We start from the raw sequence: 18,552 nt of genomic DNA on the forward strand, positions 1-18,552 counted from the left end.
GCGTCTAATCGAGTACGACGTAATTGCCGGTGAATTCCACGGCAGGCTGGTCTTGTTGATGGATGGCGACGGTCAGCGTGATGCGCGCGCGGCCTTTCTTTTGCAGCGGCTGCATGAACTCGGTCAGCGCGTCGGCGGTGAGGGTGCAGGCGGCGCGCAGTTCGCCGGTGACAGGCAGCAGGTAGCGCGTGTTCGCCTCCTGGATGACGATGTTCTTTTCGTTCAGTCCGGCTTCGTTCAGCTTGAGGCGCAGCAGGCTCCAGCCGCACAGCACGGCGATGTTGTACAGACTGCCGCCGAACGCGGTGCCCTTGTCGTTGACGTTGGGGGCGAGCGGGGCGGCGAGGCGCAGGGTCAGCCCGTCATAGCCGAGCACGCGGAGATCCATGCCGCGTGTGAGCGGGATCTCCTGATGCAGCATCTGCTGCAGTTGTTCGGCGGTCTGCTGGTGGGCGGTGTCGGTCATCGGTATTGCACGGGCGCCGGGCCTGTCCCGGTCGATCTGTCGCGAGGCGGAGGAGTATACTTTCTCTGCGGCAGGGATACACCTACGGAGTGAGTACGGATGCCAGAGACCCTCATCATCACCGACCTGGATGGAACGCTGCTCGACCGTGCGAATTATTCCTTTGCACCGGCGCGGCCCGCGCTTGATCTGATCCGCGCACGCCGCATCCCGCTCATCCTTTGTTCCAGCAAGACGCGCGCCGAGATCGAAGCGCTGCGCGAGACGCTGGGCAACCCCCATCCTTTTATCAGCGAGAACGGCGGCGGCGTGTTCATCCCGCACGGCTATTTCACCGTGCCGTTCGACGGCGACGACGTCGGCGGCTATCGCCTGATCACCCTTGGTACAGCCTATGCGGAGATACGCCGCCGTTTCGTGCGGCTGCGCGATGCTTTGCAGGTGAAAGTGCGCGGTTTCGGCGACATGACGGCGGAGGAAGTGGCCGCACTGACCGGACTTTCACCGGAGGCGGCGCAACGTGCGCGGCAGCGTGATTTCGACGAGCCGTTCGTGTTCGAGGGCGAGCCGGATGTGCGTTTCCTGCACGCCATCGAGGCGGACGGACTGAGCTGGACCGAGGGCCGTCTGTTCCACATTCTGGGACGGCACGACAAGGGACGCGCGGTGCATCTGCTGCAGGCGCTGTATGAACGGCAGTACGGCGCGATCGAGAGTATCGGGCTGGGTGACAGCCTGAACGATCTGGCGATGCTGCAGGCGGTCGATCAGGCGCTGCTGGTGATGCACGACGACGGTACGCACGACGCGCGCATCGACGTGCCGGGCATGATAAAGACGCGGCTACCCGGCCCGGCCGGCTGGAACGAGAGTGTGCTGCGCCTGCTCGCCGCGCGCAGTGTCGGTGTGCCGGGTGAGTTGTTCGAAGCTGCGCTGGCGGCGGTCGATCCATTTCACGCGGTGCTCAATGAGGCAAAGGTGGTGGATGGACGATTGCAGCTGGCAGATGCGGGCTACGATTTGAATGCGTTCGAGCGCGTGCTGGTGGTCGGCGGCGGCAAGGCCACGGCGCGCATGGCGCAGGCGGTGGAATCTTTGCTTGGGGCACGCATCTCGCAGGGCTTGGTGGTGGTGAAGTATGGGCATGGCGTGCCGCTGCAGTTCATCGAACAGGTGGAGGCGGCGCATCCGGTGCCGGACGCGGCCGGTGAAGCGGGCGCGCTGCGCATGCTGGACATGGTGCGTGCGGCCGATGACAAGACGCTGGTGATTTGCCTGCTGTCGGGTGGCGCATCCGCCTTGCTGGTAGCGCCGGCTGCCGGGCTGACCTTGCATGACAAGCAGCATGCGACCGATCTGCTGTTGCGCGCCGGTGCCGCTATCGGCGAACTTAATGCGGTGCGTAAACACCTTTCCGCGCTCAAGGGCGGCCGGCTGGCGCAGGCGGCTTATCCGGCGCAGTTGCTCACGCTGCTGTTGTCCGATGTGATCGGCGACAAGCTGGATGTGATCGCTTCCGGCCCCAGCGCGCCGGACGCTTCGACCTTCGCTTATGCGCTGGATGTAATCGCGAAATACGAGCTGGCCGACAGGATGCCGCCGCGCGTGATAGCCCATCTGCAGCAGGGCGCGGATGGCGGGATAGCCGAGACCGCGAAGTCGGACGATGCCTGTTTCGCGCATACCCGCAATGTGGTGGTGGGCGCGCTGGCGCTGGCGCTGCAGGCAGCTGATGCGCGTGCCCGGCAACTGGGTTTGGCGACGCGCATCATCAGCGCGGAGCTGCAGGGGGAGGCGCGGGAGGCGGCACATTTTCTGGCGCAGACAGTGCGCGACACGCTGGACGGCATGGCTGCGGGCGAACGCTGTTGTCTGCTGTGCGGCGGCGAGACTACGGTCACTGTTCGCGGCAAGGGGCTGGGCGGAAGGAACCAGGAGCTGGCGCTGGCGTTCGCGTTGGAGATCGAGGGGTTGGACGGGGTGACGTTGTTGTCCGCAGGCACCGACGGCAGCGACGGCCCCACCGAGGCGGGCGGTGCCTGGGTGGACGGACACACTGCGGCCGAAGCGAGAGCACTCGGCATCGACCCGCAGCATTATCTGGATGACAACGACTCCTGTCACTTCTTCCGTCGCTACGATGCCGCCGCTGCCGGGCAACACCATTTCATCACCGGACCGACCGGCACCAATGTGATGGATATACAGATCGTGTTACTGCAGAAGGCGCGTGCGTATGACGCCCTAAAGTGCTAAGGTGATTTCCAGCAAGGAGGTATCCTGGCTATGGAAGCTGTCACGCTCAGAGCTGATAAACATCAGCAGATCGAACAGGTAGGGAATGCCGACATCATCGTGGGCATCCCCAGCTTCAACAGCGCGCACACCATCGCCCATGTGGTGCGTGCGGTACAGGCCGGTCTGGCCAAATATTTCCCCGATCACAAAGCGGTCATCGTCAACTCCGACGGCGGCTCCAGCGACGGCACCATGGAGGTGGTACACCAGACCTCCATCGCCGATTTCGACACCATCCTGCTGCATCACCGCATAGAACCCGTACTCAAGATGGCATTCCCGTATTCCGGCATCCCCGGCAAGGGCAGCGCTTTCCGCGCGGTGTTCGAAGTGGCGCAGGCGCTGGATGCGAAAGCCTGCGTGGTGGTCGATTCCGACCTGCGCAGCATCACACCGGAATGGATTGAGTTGCTGCTCAAGCCGGTGCTGAACGGTGGCTTCGATTACGTCGCACCGCTCTACCACCGCCACAAGTTCGACGGCACTATCACCAACAGCATCGTCTATCCGCTCACCCGCGCGCTGTATGGCAAGCGCGTGCGCCAGCCTATCGGCGGCGATTTCGGTTTCTCCGGCAAGCTGGCGCAGTTCTATCTGACCAAGGATGTGTGGGAGACGGATGTGGCGCGCTTTGGCATCGACATCTGGATGACCACCACCGCTCTGGCCAACGGCTTCCGCGTGGCGCAATCCTTTCTCGGTGCCAAGATCCATGATGCCAAGGACCCCGGCACAGACCTGGGCAACATGCTGTACCAGGTGGTCAGCGCCAACTTCCAGTTGATGGAGGATTACAGCGCGGTGTGGTCGCCGGTGCGCGGGTCGCAGCCGGTGCCGACTTTCGGTTTTGAATACACCGTGGGGCTGGAGCATGTGAATGTGAACACCGCGCGCATGCTCGCACTGTTCCGCGAGGGTGCGCTGAACTTGCGCGAGATATGGCTGGGCATCCTCGGTGCGGGTGACCTGAAAGAGGTGGAGCGACTGGCGACGCTGGACGACGCGTCGTTCCGTTTTCCGCTCGCGCTGTGGACGCGCATCATCTTCGACTATGCACTCGCCTTCCATCGCAGGCAGTTGCCGGCGGAGCATCTGCTGAAATCGCTGTTGCCGCTGTATGTCGGCAAGACGGCCTCGTTCGTTCTGGAGGTGACGCCGCTGGAGGCGCGCGAGGCGGAGGACGAGATAGAAAAACTGTGTCTGGAGTTCGAGCGCGGCAAGGACTACCTGTCCGGCCAATGGAAATGACAAGGAGGCGATCATGAAAGACTTTTTCGAACTGATACTGGAGCCACTACAGGACGTGTTCATGAAGTTCAAGGATTTCCTGCCCAACCTGCTGGCGATGTTGGTGATCCTGCTGCTCGGCATCCTGCTGGCCAAGCTGTTGCGCTATGTGCTGGTGAAGTTCCTGCTGGCGATCGAGTTCGACAACTGGTCGGACCGCATGGGTTTCACCACACTGATGCGCAAGGGTGATCTTTGGGTGAAGCCCTCCGCAGTGATCGGCGGCATCGTGTTCTGGATACTGATCATCGTCACGCTGATGGCCGGTCTGGGGGCGCTCAACGTGGCGGCCATCGACATGCTGGTGGCGCAGTTCTTCAGCTATCTGCCGCGCGTGTTCTCGGCGGCGATCATTCTCGCCATCGGTTACCTGTTCACCAGTTTCATCAGCCGCGCGGTGTTGATCGCGGTGGCCAACGGCGGCTACCACTACGCGCGCCTGCTGGCCGAGGCTATCCGAGTGATGCTGATGCTGATGATCCTGGCCATGGTGATGGAACAGCTGCAGATCGCGACCAGCATCGTGCTGGCGGCGTTCTCCATCCTGTTCGGCGGCATCGTGATCGCGCTGGCCATCGCCTTTGGCGTGGGCGGCATCGCCACGGCGCGGCGCATCGTGGAGCAGAAGTTCACCGAACAGGAGGCGCCGAAGCCGCCTGAGGATATCGAACACTTGTGAGCGAAAGGAGGCTGCCATGTCTGACTTTTTCCAGAGCGGCATCATCACCACCTTGCACCAACTGGGCCAGCCTTCGCTGGAGCGGCTGGAGTCCGAGTTGGCGGGCTTCGCCAAGACGCGGCCTATCGCGCTGGTGCTGCCCGCGCTTTATTCCGAGTTCGAGGGGCCGGCGATGCCGGGCATCGTGCAGGAACTGACCAAGGTGAAATACCTGAACGAGGTGGTGCTGGCGCTGGATCAGGCGAGCGAGGAGCAGTTCCAGCGCGTGCGCGGCATCATGGCGGCCATCCCCACGGATGTGAAGATCGTGCACAACAAGGGCAAGCGCATCGCCGAGGTGTACGAGACGCTGAAGCGCAACGGGCTGGATGCCGGGCCTCAGGGCAAGGGACGTTCGGCCTGGCTGTCATACGGCTACGTGCTGGCGCGCGGCAAGTCCGAAGTGATCGCGCTGCATGATTGCGACATCATCACTTACAGCCGCACGCTGCTGGCGCGGCTGTGTTATCCCATCGCCAGCCCGACCTTGAATTATGTGTTCTGCAAGGGCTACTACAGCCGGGTGACCGACAAGATGAACGGGCGCGTGACGCGCCTGCTGGTGACTCCGCTGGTGCGTTCGCTGCAGCAACTGACCGGGCCGCACGGCTTCCTCGCTTTCCTCGACAGTTTCCGTTATCCGCTGTCGGGTGAGTTCAGTATGAGCACCGACTTGGCGCGTATCAACCGCATCCCGTCCGACTGGGGGTTGGAGGTGGGCTCGCTGGCCGAGGTGTACCGCAACTATTCGCCGCACCGGGTGTGCCAGGTGGATATCGCCACCACCTACGAGCACAAGCACCAGATCCTGTCGTCGGAAGATGCGCAGAAGGGGTTGATGAAGATGGCAGTGGATATCTGCAAATCAGTGTTCCGCACACTGGCCTCAGACGGCGTGGTGTTCTCGGAAAGCCTGTTCCGCTCGCTGAGCGTGACCTATCTGCGTCAGGCTGAGGACACGCTACTGAAATACGAATCGGATGCGAAGATCAACGGGCTGGCGTTCGACCGTCACGAGGAAGCCAAGGCGGTGGAGGCATTCACCCGCGCCATCGCGATGGCGGCGCAGGCTTTCGTGGAGAACCCCATGGGCACGCCGCTGATCCCCAACTGGAACCGCGTCAGCGCGGCCATCCCGGATATCTTCGAGATGCTCATGCTGGCGGTGGACGAGGACAACAAGTAGAGGCCGCCTAGAACAGATCAGCTGATCTTGACCACGATGTCGTGCAGCGTGTTGGCGCACTGGGCCATGTGTTCGGCGGCGTTGGTGAGATGACGGTAGATCTCGCGCCGCTTGAACATGTTGATGTAGTCGTCGCCCTCGAACAGCTCGGGCAGCGCGAAGCGGTAGAGTTTCTCGGCATGGCGTTCGGCCTTGCGCGCGATGTCGGCATCCAGCGCGGCGGTGGCGGGGGTGGTGCCCAGTTTGGCAAAACCGTTGGCCAGCGCATCCACGCCTTCCTTGATGCGCAGCGAGATGTCGCGCATGAATCTGTCCGGCGTCACCCCCAGCACATCCATCTCGTGCACGGTGGTTTTGCAGTACATCACGATGTCGTCCAGCGCCATGATGGCGCGGTAGATGTCTTCGCGGTCGATGGGGGTGGAGAAGGCATCGTTCAGTTCGTGCAGGTTGCGCACCTTGAGCAGGTCGGCCTGATGCACATTCTCTTTCAGCGACTCGGCAATGGCTGGGTCGCCGTGTTTCATGTAGTCGACCAGCAGGCTGACGGTGAGCGCGACTTCTATGGTCTGCTCGGTGAGCATGTGGAAGAAGTCCGGCACCTTGGGAAACACCCGGTCAAGGATGCGGGCCAGCATGGTTTTGGAGGCTTGCATGGGTGGGGTCATGGTCTCGATTTCTCAGACGAACAACTGGACGACAAGATAACACCCTATCGCCATCAATGCTGCGCCGGGGATGGTGATGATCCAGGTGGCGACGATCTCGGCCGCCTTGCCCCAGCGCACCGCCTTGGGACGTTCCGAGGCACCGATGCCCATGATGGACGAGGCGACCACGTGCGTGGTGGAGACCGGCGCGCCGCCCAGCGACGAGGCGAAGATGACGCTGGCGGCGGTCATCTGCGAATCGAGGGCGTGCAGCGGGCGTATCTTGTAGATGGAGAAGCCCAGCGTGCGCACGATCTGCCAGCCACCGGACAGGATGCCCAGCGTGATGGCGAGCGAGCAGGCCAACATCACCCAGAACGGCACCTCGAATGAGGGGATGAATCCGCCCAGCACCAGCACCAGCGTAAGCATGCCCATGCTCTTCTGCGCGTCATTCGCGCCGTGGGCGAAGGCGAGGCCCGCCGAGGTGACGTATTGCAGATGACGCAGGTCGCGATTGATGGATGGGCGTGCGCCGCGCAGCAGCGTGAGCATGACGCGGTGCAGTACGTAGCCGACCCAGAAACCGATGATGGGCGACAGGATGAGGGCAGCGATGACTTTGGCGACACCGTGGAACTCGCCATGCAACAGATCGGCAAAGCCCCATTCCACATGATTGGCACCGGCTGCCACGATCACCACGCCGGCCAGTCCGCCCACCAGCGCGTGTGAGGAAGAGGAGGGGATGCCGAACCACCAGGTGACCAGGTTCCACGCGATGGCACCGATCAGTCCGCACAACACCACCACCAGACCGAGCACCGCGTCGAGGTCGTCCAGTGTGACGAAGGTGCCGATGGTGTTGGCGACGGCGGTGCCGCCCAGCAGCGGGCCGAGGAATTCGAAAAAGGCGACCAGCAGCACGGCCTGCACCGGCGTCATCGCGCGCGAGGCGATGACGGTGGCGATGATGTTGGCGGCGTCGTGGAAACCGTTGGTGTACTCGAACACCAGCACGATGACGATGGTCGTGATGGCGAGGACGAGCAGGGAGGTATCCATCGTGCCGCCTGTTCGGGGAGTTAGCCCCTCAGACCGTCGGTGAGATGCGGCGCGATCAGTTTTAGCAGTTGTTCCTGGATGTGCGGGTTGCCGGCACAGATGTGGCCGCTCTCCAGTTGGTTCTGATTGCCTGCCAGATCGGTGACGATGCCGCCCGCTTCAGAGATCAGCAGTGCACCTGCGGCGAGGTCCCAAGGCTTGAGGCCGGTCTCGAAGAAACCGTCAAAGCGTCCGGCTGCAGTCCAGGCCAGATCGAGCGAAGCAGCACCGGGACGGCGCAAGCCGGCAGTGTGCTGCATCACATCCTTGAAGATGTTGAGATAGGCGTCCATGTGTTCAAAGCGGGTGTAGGGGAAGCCGGTGCCGATCAGGCTGTCGGCCAGTTCCTTGCGCTTGCTCACGCGGATGCGTTTGTCGTTGAGGAATGCACCGCGTCCGCGCGTGGCGGTGAACAGGTCGTTCTTGGTCGGGTCGTAAATCACGGCCTGCGTCAGCACGCCGTTATGCTGCAGCGCGATAGAGACGGCGTACTGCGGCACGCCATGCAGGAAGTTGGTGGTGCCATCGAGCGGATCGATGATCCACAGGTATTCCGACTCGCCTTGGGCGCCGCCTTCCTCTGATAGAATCGCATGGGTCGGATAGGCCTGCAGCAAGGCCTCGACGATGGTGCGCTCGGCGGCGCGATCCACTTCGCTGACGTAATCCGCATGGGATTTTTTGGTCACGGTGAGGTGATCGATGTTATCGGCGGCACGGTAAATCAACTTGCCGGCGCGAATGGCGGCCTTCACCGCGATGTTGAGCATGGGGTGCATATCAGTACGACCTTTTTAATGAGCTGGGGAAATCCGGCCCGCATTTTAGTTGGTATTGCCTTTTGAATAAACCTAATCCTTTAAGTAATGTTCGTGTGGTGCTCAGCCACACCTCCCATCCGGGCAATATCGGTGCGGCGGCGCGGGCGATGAAAGTGATGGGTTTGAGCCGTCTATACCTTATCAATCCGCGTTTCTTCCCTGATGCACAGGCCAGTGCCATGGCTTCCGGTGCGGACGACATCCTTGAGAATGCCGTGGTTTGCGGGTCCATCGACGAGGCTTTGCAGGGCGTGGTGTACACCGTGGCGATGACGGCGCGCTTGCGCGACATCTCTATCGAGGTGCAGACGCCGCGCGAGGCGGCACCGCAGGTGATACAGGAAGCATCCGCCGGGCCGGTGGCTTTGCTGTTCGGCACCGAGATGTCCGGTCTGACCAATGACGAGATGGGCCGTGCCCAGCTGGGCGTGAACATTCCGGCCAATCCCGAGTTCTCTTCGCTCAACGTGGCGTCCGCCGTGCAGTTGATGGCTTATGAGTTGAGCGTGGCGGCATCTTCATTCCAGCCCGCCTTGCCGGAGATCAACCCGGCGACGCATGAACGCGTGGAAGGCCTGTACGAACATCTTGAAAAGACGCTGGGCGAGATCGGCTTCTTCACCACGCAGAACCCGGAGCGATTGATGCGCCGTCTGCGCCGCTTGTTCTCGCGTACTCGGCTGGAAGATGAGGAGGTCAACCTGCTGCGCGGTATCCTGAGCGTGACGACCGAGTACAATGCGCGCCTCAGGAAGCGTTATCAGGAAGAGCATCCAGATGTTTAAGAATATCCGTGAAGACATCGCCAGCGTATTCGCCCGCGATCCCGCCGCCCGCACCACGTTCGAGGTGCTGACCTGCTATCCGGGGCTGCACGCGCGCATCTTCCATCGTCTTTCCAATACCTTGTGGCATGCCGGTCTTAAATGGATGGCGCGCTTCGTTTCGCATTTCGCACGCTGGTTCACCGGTATCGAGATCCATCCCGGTGCGACCATCGGCCGCCGCTTCTTCATCGACCACGGTATGGGGGTGGTGATCGGCGAGACGGCCGACATCGGTGACGATGTGACGCTGTATCACGGCGTGACGCTGGGCGGTACATCCTGGAAAGAAGGCAAGCGCCACCCGACATTGGGTAACGGCGTGGTGGTGGGCGCGGGGGCCAAGATCCTCGGCCCCATCCATATTGGTGCGAATGCCAAGATCGGCTCCAACGCCGTGGTGGTGAAAGATGTGCCGGCCGGGGCGACGGCGGCGGGAATCCCGGCGCGTGTGCTGGATGACGCGAAAAAAACCACTGGATTCAACGCCTACGGCATCAGCTCTGACCAGAACGACCCGGTTGCCAAAGCCCTGCATGGCTTGATCGGTCACAGCGTAACAGTCGATCAACGTATCGAGCATATTCTTCAACAATTAGAGAAGCTTGGCGTGCGTATGGAAGACGAGCAGGCGACCGCCGACAAGTTCGATCCGAACTACCTGAACAAGATAGTTGATTAAAACTCTCGGGTATCCTATGATTCTTTTCAGAGGGGGTCATTTCATTGCGGTGGGATGGCTTGAGCGAGTAGGTCTGACATTCTGAGGAGAGAAACAACATGCGCCTGACAACTAAAGGACGTTTCGCAGTAACGGCAATGGTCGATCTGACCCAGCGCGGCGGCAAAGGCCCGGTCACACTGGCTGCGATCAGCGAACGCCAGCAGATCTCGCTGTCGTATCTGGAACAATTGTTCGCCAAGCTGCGCAAGAACAACGTGGTCGCCAGCGTGCGCGGCCCGGGCGGCGGTTACTGTCTGGCGCGCCCCGCCAGCAAGATCACCATCGCCGACATCGTGGTAGCAGTGGATGAGCCGCTGGATGCCACCAACTGCGACCGTCAAGGCAACTGCAAGGACGGCAAGCCGTGTTCCACGCACGACCTGTGGTTCGGTTTGAGCGAGCGCATCTATGAGTACCTGCAACAGGTCAATCTGCAACAGCTGGCCGACGGCGAACTGAGCAAGAAAGACGAAGGATCTCCGATCCGCATGACGCGCGGGGCAGCCTCGGCGACCGCAGCTGTCTGATATAAAAAAGGAAGCTAAACCCATGCAACTGCCTATCTACATGGATTACTCGGCCACCACGCCGGTAGACCCGCGTGTGGCCGAGGCCATGATCCCCTACCTGACCGAGAAGTTTGGCAATCCGGCTTCGCGCTCGCACTCCTTCGGCTGGACGGCGGATGAGGCGGTTGAGCGTGCACGTGCACAGGTGGCAGCCTTGGTGAACGCCGACCCGAAAGAGATCGTGTGGACTTCGGGCGCGACCGAGTCGAACAACCTCGCCATCAAGGGCGCGGCACATTTCTACCAAGACAAGGGCAAGCACATCGTGACCGTGATGACCGAGCACAAGGCTGTGCTCGACACTGTGCGCGAACTGGAGCGGCAGGGTTTCTCCGCAACCTATCTCGATCCCGAGCCGAACGGCCTGGTCGATCTGGAAAAACTGAAAGCGGCGCTGCGTCCCGATACCATCATCGTCTCGGTGATGCTGGTCAACAACGAGATCGGCGTGGTGCAGGACATCGAAGCCATCGGCGAACTGTGCCGCAGCAAAGGCATCCTGTTTCATGTCGATGCGGCACAGGCGACCGGCAAGGTCGGCATCGACCTGCAGAAGCTGAAGGTCGACCTGATGAGTTTTTCCGCGCACAAGACCTACGGCCCCAAGGGCATCGGTGCCTTGTATGTGCAGCGCAAACCGCGCGTGCGCCTGGAAGCACAGATGCATGGTGGCGGTCACGAGCGCGGTTTCCGTTCCGGCACACTGGCGACACACCAGATAGTCGGCATGGGTGAAGCGTTCCGCATCGCACAGGAAGAGATGGCCGCCGAGAACGAACGCATCCGCATGTTGCGTGACCGTCTGTGGGCGGGCCTGTCCAGCATGGAAGAGGTCTATCTGAACGGCGATATGGAAGCGCGCGTGCCGCACAACCTGAACGTCAGCTTCAACTTCGTCGAAGGCGAATCGCTGATCATGGCGGTGAAAGATGTCGCGGTATCCAGCGGCTCGGCCTGTACCTCGGCCAGTCTGGAACCTTCCTACGTATTGCGCGCCCTGGGGCGTAACGACGAACTGGCACACAGCTCCATCCGTTTCACCGTGGGACGTTTTACCACTGTGGAAGAAGTGGATTATGTAGTGAAGCTATTGCAGGACAAGATCGCCAAACTACGTGACCTATCCCCCTTATGGGATATGTACAAGGACGGCATCGACCTGAATACTATCAAGTGGGCGGCACATTAGAGAACTGCCCTTTGTCTGCCTGGCAGCGTTGTCGGGCTGCTTGTTTACTAGAGTAAACGGCGCGGCCCTCCGCCTTGCCAGACAGACAAATCATCAGTTCTCTGAAGAAACTTAAGGAGCACAAAATGGCATACAGCGAAAAAGTACTGGATCACTACGAGAACCCTCGCAACGTCGGGTCCATGAACAAGGACGACGAGATGGTCGGCACCGGCATGGTCGGTGCACCGGCTTGCGGCGACGTGATGAAGTTGCAGATCAAGGTGGGCAAGGACGGCGTGATCGAAGATGCGAAGTTCAAGACCTACGGTTGCGGTTCGGCCATCGCGTCGAGCTCGCTGGTGACCGAGTGGGTCAAGGGCAAGACCGTCGATCAGGCGCTCGCCATCAAGAACACGCACATCGCCGAAGAACTGGCATTGCCGCCGGTGAAGATCCACTGTTCCATCCTCGCGGAAGACGCGATCAAGGCGGCCGTGGCGGACTACAAGGCCAAGCACGGCGCGAACGTCGAAGCAGCGGCCTGCAACGCGAACAAGTAGGAGTTGAAGATGAGCATCTCGTTGACTGAGAACGCGGCCAAGCATGTGCAGAATTTCCTGGTCAAACGCGGCAAGGGCGTCGGCCTGCGCATCGGTGTGCGCACCAGCGGTTGTTCCGGTATGGCATACAAGCTGGAATTCGCCGATGCGGCAGAGAACGAAGACCTGCAGTTCGTCAGCAACGGCGTGACCGTGCTGGTCGATCCGCAAAGCCTGCCGTACATCGACGGCATGGAACTGGACTACACGCGCGAAGGTTTGAACGAAGGCTTCAAATTCAACAATCCGAACGTGAAGGATGCGTGCGGGTGTGGAGAAAGCTTTACAGTGTGATGAGCGCTCCGGCAGTCGATCTCCAGCAAGACTTCTTCACCGTTTTCTCACTTCCCCGCAGCTTCCTGCTCGATAACGCCGCGCTCGACCAACGTTATCGCGAGCTGCAATCGCAAGTCCATCCCGACAAGTTCTCCCACCTCTCCGATGCCGAGAAGCGTCTGTCCATGCAATGGGCGACGCGCGTCAACGAGGGGTATCAGACCCTGCGCGATCCGCTCAAACGCGGCCGCTATCTGCTGACGCTGCACGGTGTCGACACGCAGGAAGAGAACAACACCGCGATGCCGATGGACTTCCTGATGCAGCAGATGGAATGGCGCGAAGGCTTGCAGGACGCCATCGCTGCTAAAGACATCGATGCACTGGATGTATTGGCCGACACGGCACGCAACGAGACGCGCAACTTGCAACAGCGGCTGGCCGAACAGCTCGACACCACACATGAGTTCGTCGCCGCTGCCGGCACTGTGCGAAAATTGCGCTTCCTTGAAAAACTGGCGGAAGAGATCGCTGACGCCTACGACGAGCTGGATTCCTGAACATGGCATTGCTGCAAATCTCCGAGCCGGGTCTTTCCGCCGCACCGCACCAGCATCGACTGGCAGTCGGTATTGACCTCGGCACCACCAACTCACTCGTTGCCACCGTGCGCAACGGCATCAGCGTGGTGCTCAACGACGATGAAGGCATCGCATTGCTGCCATCGGTCGTGCGCTATCTGGCCGACGGCTCGCTGCAGGTCGGTATGGCTGCGCAGGCTGTGCAAAGCGAAGATCCGCAGAACACCATCGTGTCGGTGAAGCGTTTCATGGGGCGCGGCTTGAAGGATGTCGGCGATGTGGTCGATCTCCCATACCGTTTCGTGGACACGCCCGGCATGCTGCAACTGCGTACCGCAGGCGGTGTGAAGAGCCCGGTCGAAGTCTCTGCAGAGATACTGAAAGTGTTGCGCGACCGTGCCGAGCGTTCGCTGGGCGGCGAGCTGGTTGGCGCGGTGATCACCGTGCCTGCCTATTTCGACGATGCGCAGCGTCAAGCCACCAAGGATGCAGCCAAGCTGGCCGGTCTGATTGTATTGCGCCTGTTGAACGAACCGACTGCAGCGGCCATCGCCTACGGTCTGGATAACGCCTCGGAAGGTGTGTACGCGGTGTACGACCTTGGCGGCGGTACCTTCGATATCTCCATCCTGCGTCTGTCCAAAGGCGTGTTCGAAGTGCTGGCGACCAACGGCGATTCGGCATTGGGCGGCGACGATTTCGACCAGCGCATCTATTGCTGGGTGCTGGAACAGGCCGGCTTGTCGCAGCTCGGCGTCAACGATGTGCGCCTGTTGCTGACCCATGCGCGCACTGCCAAGGAACAACTGACCGATAACCTGCAGGCGCAGATCACCGCCGTGTTGAGTGGCGGCGAACTGGTGGACGTGACGCTGACGCGCGATACGTTCTACGACATGACCAAGAACCTGCTGGCGCGCACCATGCAGCCGACGCGCAAAGCTTTGCGAGATGCCGGGCTGGGGGTGGACGCAGTGCAGGGCGTGGTGATGGTGGGCGGCTCCACGCGCATGCCGCAGGTGCAACGCGCCGTGGCCGAATATTTCAAACAGACACCGCTTACCAATCTCGATCCGGACAAGGTGGTTGCGCTGGGTGCGGCCATCCAGGCCAATGTGCTGGCGGGCAACCGCAGTGCCGACGACTGGCTGCTGCTGGACGTGATCCCGCTGTCGCTCGGCATCGAGACCATGGGCGGTCTGACAGAGAAGATCATCCCGCGCAACAGCACCATCCCCACCGCGCGGGCGCAGGAGTTCACCACCTACAAGGACGGTCAGACCGCGATGAGCATCCACGTGATGCAGGGCGAGCGCGAACTGGTGAGCGATTGCCGCTCGCTGGCGCAGTTCGAGCTGCGCGGCATCCCGCCCATGGTGGCCGGTGCGGCCCGCATCCGCGTCACCTTCCAGGTGGACGCCGACGGACTGCTGAGCGTATCTGCGCGCGAGATGATCAGCGGTCACGAATCCAGCATCGCGGTGAAGCCTTCCTACGGCCTGAGTGACGAAGAGATCACACAGATGCTGAAAGACTCTGCGCAGCATGCGAAAGACGACATGCAGGCCCGTGCCCTGCGCGAACAGCAGGTCGAGGCGCGCCAGTTGCTGGAAGCGGTGGAGAACGCCTTGCAGGAAGATGGCGCTTTGCTCGACGCCGACGGCATCGCGGCCATCCGCGCCAGCATGGAAGGCGTGCGTTTCCTGCTGGAAGGTGTAGACCAGACCCCGATCAAGCGTGCGGTGGAAGCACTGAATCAGGCGACGTTGCCGTTCGCACAAGCACGCATGGACAAGAGCGTGTCGGGTGCGTTAAAAGGACACAAGATGTCCGATCTGGAAAGTTGATATGACTCAAATCATTGTATTGCCCCATGAAGAGCTTTGCCCCAAGGGCACCCTGTTCGACGCCGCGCCGGGCACCTCAATCTGCGACGCTTTGCTGGAGAACGGCATCGAGATCGAGCATGCCTGCGAAAAATCCTGCGCCTGCACCACCTGTCACGTCATCGTGCGCGAAGGTTTCAACAGTCTGGAAGAAGCGACCGAGCTGGAAGAAGATATGCTGGACAAAGCCTGGGGGCTGGAAGGCAACTCTCGGTTGAGCTGTCAGGCCATCGTCGCCGATGCGCCGCTGGTGGTCGAGATCCCGAAATACTCGATCAATATGGCGAAAGAAGGGGGGCATAAATGAAATGGATAGACGTGCGCGACATCGCGATCGCACTGACCGAGAAACATCCCGATGTCGACCCGCTCAAAGTGAATTTCGTCGACCTGCATAACTATGTGGTCGAACTGGACGGTTTCGACGACGACCACAGCCGCGGCGGCGAGAAAGTGCTGGAAGCCATTCAGGCTACGTGGATCGAAGAGGCGGAATGATGCTGCAACGCCTCAACGCACTTTCCAATCGCTGGTTGTTCCTGAGCGGTGCCGTGGTGGTGGCCGGGTTGTTCAGTGCGGCGATGGTTCTGCAATACGTGCTGCGCGAAGAGCCGTGCCCGCTGTGCATGTTGCAACGTGTGATCTTCATCGTCATCGGCGTGCTGTTCTTCGTGGCCGCCTTGCATCATCCGCTGCGCCTCGGCGCGCGCATCTACTCCGGTCTGATCGCCTTGTTCGCACTGGGCGGCGTAGCCACCGCCTCGCGCCATATCTGGTTGCAGAACCTGCCCAAGGATCAAGTGCCCGCCTGCGGCCCCGGCCTCGATTACATGTTGCAGAACTTCCCCTTGGCCGAAGTGTGGCAGGAGCTGATGCACGGCTCCGGAGAATGCGCGGAGAAGGGCTGGACTTTCCTCACCCTCGGCATCCCCGAGTGGTCGCTCATCTGGTACGTGCTGCTCGGTGCGTGGGCCATCTACATCGCCATGAAAAAACCGCCCGCAGGCGGATCACTCTGATTCAAGACAGGGCGCCGTATGGTGCCCTTTTTACTTATGGAGCAACCGTAGGATGGGTATCGCTATGCTCAACCCATCCTACGCGCTTGCCTAAGCGAAACGCGGCAATCTGCCGTCTCAAACAGTAACCTTCGCCACCACCCTCCGCACAAACGGAGCAACGAACAGCACAGTGGGGAAGGCGATGGGCCAGGCGGTGGCGAAGCCTTTGAACCAGCGCGCGAAGAACTCAGGGTCGTAGCCCTGATTGATGAGTACCACGGTGGCCGAGATGATGCTCACCATGATGAGCGAGAGCAGGGCGCCGAACAGGATGTGGCTATAGCGGGCGGGTATCTTCATTGTTGCGCTTTCCTTGTTTCCAACATTCCAATGATTCGAGCGGCTGTCAGAAGTCGATAGCTTCAGTGTGCTTGTGCTTTGAGGCTGGAGACCAGTTTGGACAGATGCACCGGTTTGTGCAGGATGGGCCAGTCGCAATCGACTGCGCTCCTGATGAAGCTGCTGGATGTGTCGCCGGTCATCAGCACGGCTCGGATAGGTCTGGCTAGTTGCGGCCGCAACTGGTTCAGGAGCTCGATGCCGTTGAGCTTTCCAGCCAGCATGAAATCCACGATGTAATAATCGGCTCGTCCGGCATTGGGGTCGATGAGTGCTTCTTCCGCACTAGCAAAGCAGTGCACCTGTCCGCCCAGACTCTCCAGTAATCCCTTGAGCGCTTCGGCAACCATGCCCTCGTCCTCGATCACGACGAAATGCTTGCCACTGGCAAATGATTCATCAGTACTGTAGATATCGGATGGGGTGATCTCGACATGCTTGCTCACAACAACCGAGGCACCGGTCAGCGGCAGGCTGAATTCGAAGACCGAGCCGCGTTCCGGGATCGATCGGCAGGTGATCGCGCCGTCGAACAGCGCCAGCGCCCGCTTGGCGATGGCCAATCCCAGTCCGACTCCGCGTGTCCGGTCACGCTGCGGATTGTTGACTTGATAGAACTCGTCGAAGATGTGCACCAACTGGTCGTTCGGTATGCCAACGCCCGTGTCCCATACCTGGAACAGCATATTGCCGCCGCGCTTGCGTGCGCCGATCAGGACATTCCCGGCGGGGGTGAATTTGATCGCATTGGAAACGAGATTCATCAGTACCGACTTGAGAAGATCGAAATCGGCGCGAACCAGCGCCGGCTTCGTAGTCGGGAAGAACAGCCTGAATCCCAACCCTTTGTCGCGCGCCAGCGGCTCGAAACTCTGCTCCAGCCATGAGAATATCTCGGCGACCTCGATCGGAGTGAAGGACGGTTTGATCATGCCCGCATCCAGTTTGGAAACATTGAGCAGGGCATCAAGCAGCTCATTGAAGCTGGACATGGTTTGGGTCAAACGCATGATGACCCGCTCCTGCTCCGCAGTGGGCTTGGAAAGCCGGAGCGCATCGATGAACAGATTGGCGGCTGCCAGCGGCTGCCGCAGATCGTGACTCGCGGCGGCAAGGAAGCGGGATTTGGCCAGCTCCTTCTGTTCCAGCTTTTGCATCAAAGCCGCGAGTGCGTGCTCGGATTCTTTGCGCTGGGTGATGTCTTCGCCCACCGCCTGGAAGCCGGTCACTTTGCCGTGGGTGTCAAAGAACGCGCGGTTGGTCCATTGATGGAAGATAGGTGTCCCGTCCTCTGTCCGGTATTGCTGCAGGTGGGATTCGATCGGGCTATCCGGAGTGAGCGAGTTGAGGCGCGTACGAACCATTTTCCGGTCGTCATCTGACAGGAAATCGTAGAAGTTCATGCCAATCAGTTCTTTCGCCGCGATATTGGCGGATCTTGCGATGGCCGAGTTGGCAAAGGTCAGGGTGCCGTCCGGCAGGAAGGTCACGACAAACAGCGGCATGTCCTCGGCCAGGCGGCGGAAATGCTCCTTGCTTTCGTACAGGGTCTTCTCGGCTTCTTTCCGGTTGGTGATGTCTTCAAAGATCGTGACGAAGCAATCCTTGTCGGGCGAGAACACGTTGATCAGGAAATGTTTCCCCAGCGGCGGGAAGTACTGCTCGAACTTGGCCGGCTGCTTTGTTTGCGCCACTCTGGAATAGATGTCCAGAAACGGAGCCGTGCCTGTACCGTAAGCGATGGAGGCCAGTATTCCCTTGACCGTATCCTTGTGCAAACCTGTCTGCCGCTCGAATGAATCGTTCACATCGAGGATCAGGTAGTCAACGGCCTTTCCGTCGGCGTCCCGAACCAGTCGATGGATCGCCATGCCTTCCGACATGGCGGCAAATGACGCGCGCAGAAGCCCATCTTTGCTCAAGGCGTCAGCAGGCGTATTTGGAGTGTCGTGTTCATCAGAAGACATAGAACGGTTGCACCATGACAGTTAT

21 protein-coding genes are annotated in these 18,552 nt (G+C 60.6%); 15 read left to right on the forward strand and 6 right to left on the reverse strand.

Annotated elements, in window-relative coordinates; genetic code table 11:
• Positions 1 to 4 precede the first annotated feature (4 nt).
• Positions 5 to 466 carry a thioesterase domain-containing protein gene (locus tag ACYCZ5_RS01170; RefSeq protein ID WP_461542927.1) on the reverse strand — a complete coding sequence of 154 codons (462 nt, stop codon included), beginning with the start codon at positions 464 to 466 and terminating at the stop codon, positions 5 to 7.
• A gap of 99 nt (positions 467 to 565) precedes the next feature.
• On the opposite strand from ACYCZ5_RS01170, the gene ACYCZ5_RS01175 reads away from it, so the two are divergent.
• The 4 genes from ACYCZ5_RS01175 to ACYCZ5_RS01190 are packed head-to-tail and all read left to right on the forward strand — an operon-like array spanning position 566 to position 5,955.
• Positions 566 to 2,722 carry an HAD-IIB family hydrolase gene (locus ACYCZ5_RS01175; RefSeq protein ID WP_461542928.1) on the forward strand — a complete coding sequence of 719 codons (2,157 nt, stop codon included), beginning with the start codon at positions 566 to 568 and terminating at the stop codon, positions 2,720 to 2,722.
• A 30-nt stretch (positions 2,723 to 2,752) separates the two neighbouring features.
• Positions 2,753 to 4,012, forward strand: coding sequence for a glycosyltransferase (locus ACYCZ5_RS01180; RefSeq protein WP_461542929.1), 1,260 nt, complete (start codon positions 2,753 to 2,755; stop codon positions 4,010 to 4,012).
• A gap of 13 nt (positions 4,013 to 4,025) precedes the next feature.
• Positions 4,026 to 4,730 carry a mechanosensitive ion channel family protein gene (locus tag ACYCZ5_RS01185; protein WP_461542930.1) on the forward strand — a complete coding sequence of 235 codons (705 nt, stop codon included), beginning with the start codon at positions 4,026 to 4,028 and terminating at the stop codon, positions 4,728 to 4,730.
• Positions 4,731 to 4,746: 16 nt separating this feature from the next.
• Entirely contained in the window at positions 4,747 to 5,955 is a 1,209-nt protein-coding gene (locus ACYCZ5_RS01190; protein WP_461542931.1) for a glycosyltransferase family protein, read from the forward strand.
• A gap of 17 nt (positions 5,956 to 5,972) precedes the next feature.
• Here ACYCZ5_RS01190 and ACYCZ5_RS01195 read toward each other — a convergent pair whose 3' ends face one another.
• Genes ACYCZ5_RS01195 through ACYCZ5_RS01205 form a run of 3 tightly spaced genes read right to left on the reverse strand, consistent with a single transcriptional unit; the run spans position 5,973 to position 8,488 of the window.
• Positions 5,973 to 6,623 carry a DUF47 domain-containing protein gene (locus ACYCZ5_RS01195; RefSeq protein ID WP_461542932.1) on the reverse strand — a complete coding sequence of 217 codons (651 nt, stop codon included), beginning with the start codon at positions 6,621 to 6,623 and terminating at the stop codon, positions 5,973 to 5,975.
• 12 nt (positions 6,624 to 6,635) lie between these two features.
• Positions 6,636 to 7,670 carry an inorganic phosphate transporter gene (locus ACYCZ5_RS01200; protein ID WP_461542933.1) on the reverse strand — a complete coding sequence of 345 codons (1,035 nt, stop codon included), beginning with the start codon at positions 7,668 to 7,670 and terminating at the stop codon, positions 6,636 to 6,638.
• Positions 7,671 to 7,690: 20 nt separating this feature from the next.
• On the reverse strand, positions 7,691 to 8,488 hold the full coding sequence (locus ACYCZ5_RS01205; protein ID WP_461542934.1) for an inositol monophosphatase family protein: 798 nt from the start codon (positions 8,486 to 8,488) through the stop codon (positions 7,691 to 7,693).
• A 62-nt stretch (positions 8,489 to 8,550) separates the two neighbouring features.
• Between ACYCZ5_RS01205 and ACYCZ5_RS01210 the strand changes: the two genes are divergently transcribed.
• The 11 genes from ACYCZ5_RS01210 to ACYCZ5_RS01260 all read left to right on the forward strand — a co-directional run bounded on the left by ACYCZ5_RS01210 (position 8,551) and on the right by ACYCZ5_RS01260 (position 16,179).
• Complete coding sequence (locus ACYCZ5_RS01210) at positions 8,551 to 9,315, forward strand: RNA methyltransferase (RefSeq protein ID WP_461542935.1); 765 nt, start codon at positions 8,551 to 8,553, stop codon at positions 9,313 to 9,315.
• On the forward strand, positions 9,308 to 10,036 hold the full coding sequence (cysE, locus tag ACYCZ5_RS01215) for a serine O-acetyltransferase (RefSeq protein WP_461542936.1): 729 nt from the start codon (positions 9,308 to 9,310) through the stop codon (positions 10,034 to 10,036). Before ACYCZ5_RS01210 ends, cysE begins: the two co-directional genes overlap by 8 nt.
• Positions 10,037 to 10,134: 98 nt before the next feature.
• Positions 10,135 to 10,605, forward strand: coding sequence for an Rrf2 family transcriptional regulator (locus tag ACYCZ5_RS01220; protein ID WP_461542937.1), 471 nt, complete (start codon positions 10,135 to 10,137; stop codon positions 10,603 to 10,605).
• Positions 10,606 to 10,627: 22 nt separating this feature from the next.
• The gene (locus ACYCZ5_RS01225) at positions 10,628 to 11,836 is read left to right on the forward strand and encodes an IscS subfamily cysteine desulfurase (RefSeq protein ID WP_461542938.1); all 1,209 of its coding nucleotides are present in this window, start codon (positions 10,628 to 10,630) and stop codon (positions 11,834 to 11,836) included.
• A gap of 125 nt (positions 11,837 to 11,961) precedes the next feature.
• Positions 11,962 to 12,378 (forward strand): Fe-S cluster assembly scaffold IscU, encoded by a 417-nt coding sequence (gene iscU, locus ACYCZ5_RS01230; RefSeq protein ID WP_461542939.1) that lies wholly within the window; start codon positions 11,962 to 11,964, stop codon positions 12,376 to 12,378.
• A 9-nt stretch (positions 12,379 to 12,387) separates the two neighbouring features.
• The gene (gene iscA, locus ACYCZ5_RS01235) at positions 12,388 to 12,711 is read left to right on the forward strand and encodes an iron-sulfur cluster assembly protein IscA (RefSeq protein ID WP_461542940.1); all 324 of its coding nucleotides are present in this window, start codon (positions 12,388 to 12,390) and stop codon (positions 12,709 to 12,711) included.
• Positions 12,711 to 13,253, forward strand: coding sequence for a Fe-S protein assembly co-chaperone HscB (gene hscB / locus ACYCZ5_RS01240; RefSeq protein ID WP_461542941.1), 543 nt, complete (start codon positions 12,711 to 12,713; stop codon positions 13,251 to 13,253). The genes iscA and hscB overlap by 1 nt, the downstream gene beginning before the upstream one ends.
• A gap of 2 nt (positions 13,254 to 13,255) precedes the next feature.
• On the forward strand, positions 13,256 to 15,121 hold the full coding sequence (gene hscA, locus ACYCZ5_RS01245; RefSeq protein ID WP_461542942.1) for a Fe-S protein assembly chaperone HscA: 1,866 nt from the start codon (positions 13,256 to 13,258) through the stop codon (positions 15,119 to 15,121).
• Between the two features lies 1 nt (position 15,122).
• The gene (fdx, locus tag ACYCZ5_RS01250; RefSeq protein WP_461542943.1) at positions 15,123 to 15,467 is read left to right on the forward strand and encodes an ISC system 2Fe-2S type ferredoxin; all 345 of its coding nucleotides are present in this window, start codon (positions 15,123 to 15,125) and stop codon (positions 15,465 to 15,467) included.
• A complete protein-coding gene (iscX, locus tag ACYCZ5_RS01255; RefSeq protein WP_461542944.1) occupies positions 15,464 to 15,658 on the forward strand; it encodes a Fe-S cluster assembly protein IscX in 195 nt (64 codons plus the stop codon). Before fdx ends, iscX begins: the two co-directional genes overlap by 4 nt.
• Positions 15,655 to 16,179 (forward strand): disulfide bond formation protein B, encoded by a 525-nt coding sequence (locus tag ACYCZ5_RS01260; protein ID WP_461542945.1) that lies wholly within the window; start codon positions 15,655 to 15,657, stop codon positions 16,177 to 16,179. Before iscX ends, ACYCZ5_RS01260 begins: the two co-directional genes overlap by 4 nt.
• 117 nt (positions 16,180 to 16,296) lie before the next feature.
• On the opposite strand, the gene ACYCZ5_RS01265 is transcribed toward ACYCZ5_RS01260, so the two are convergent.
• Positions 16,297 to 16,521, reverse strand: a complete 225-nt coding sequence (locus ACYCZ5_RS01265) for a DUF2798 domain-containing protein (RefSeq protein ID WP_461542946.1) — start codon at positions 16,519 to 16,521, stop codon at positions 16,297 to 16,299.
• Between the two features lie 62 nt (positions 16,522 to 16,583).
• On the reverse strand, positions 16,584 to 18,527 hold the full coding sequence (locus ACYCZ5_RS01270; RefSeq protein ID WP_461542947.1) for an ATP-binding protein: 1,944 nt from the start codon (positions 18,525 to 18,527) through the stop codon (positions 16,584 to 16,586).
• Positions 18,528 to 18,552 lie beyond the last annotated feature (25 nt).

The sequence above is a fragment of the Sideroxydans sp. genome (assembly GCF_054604835.1).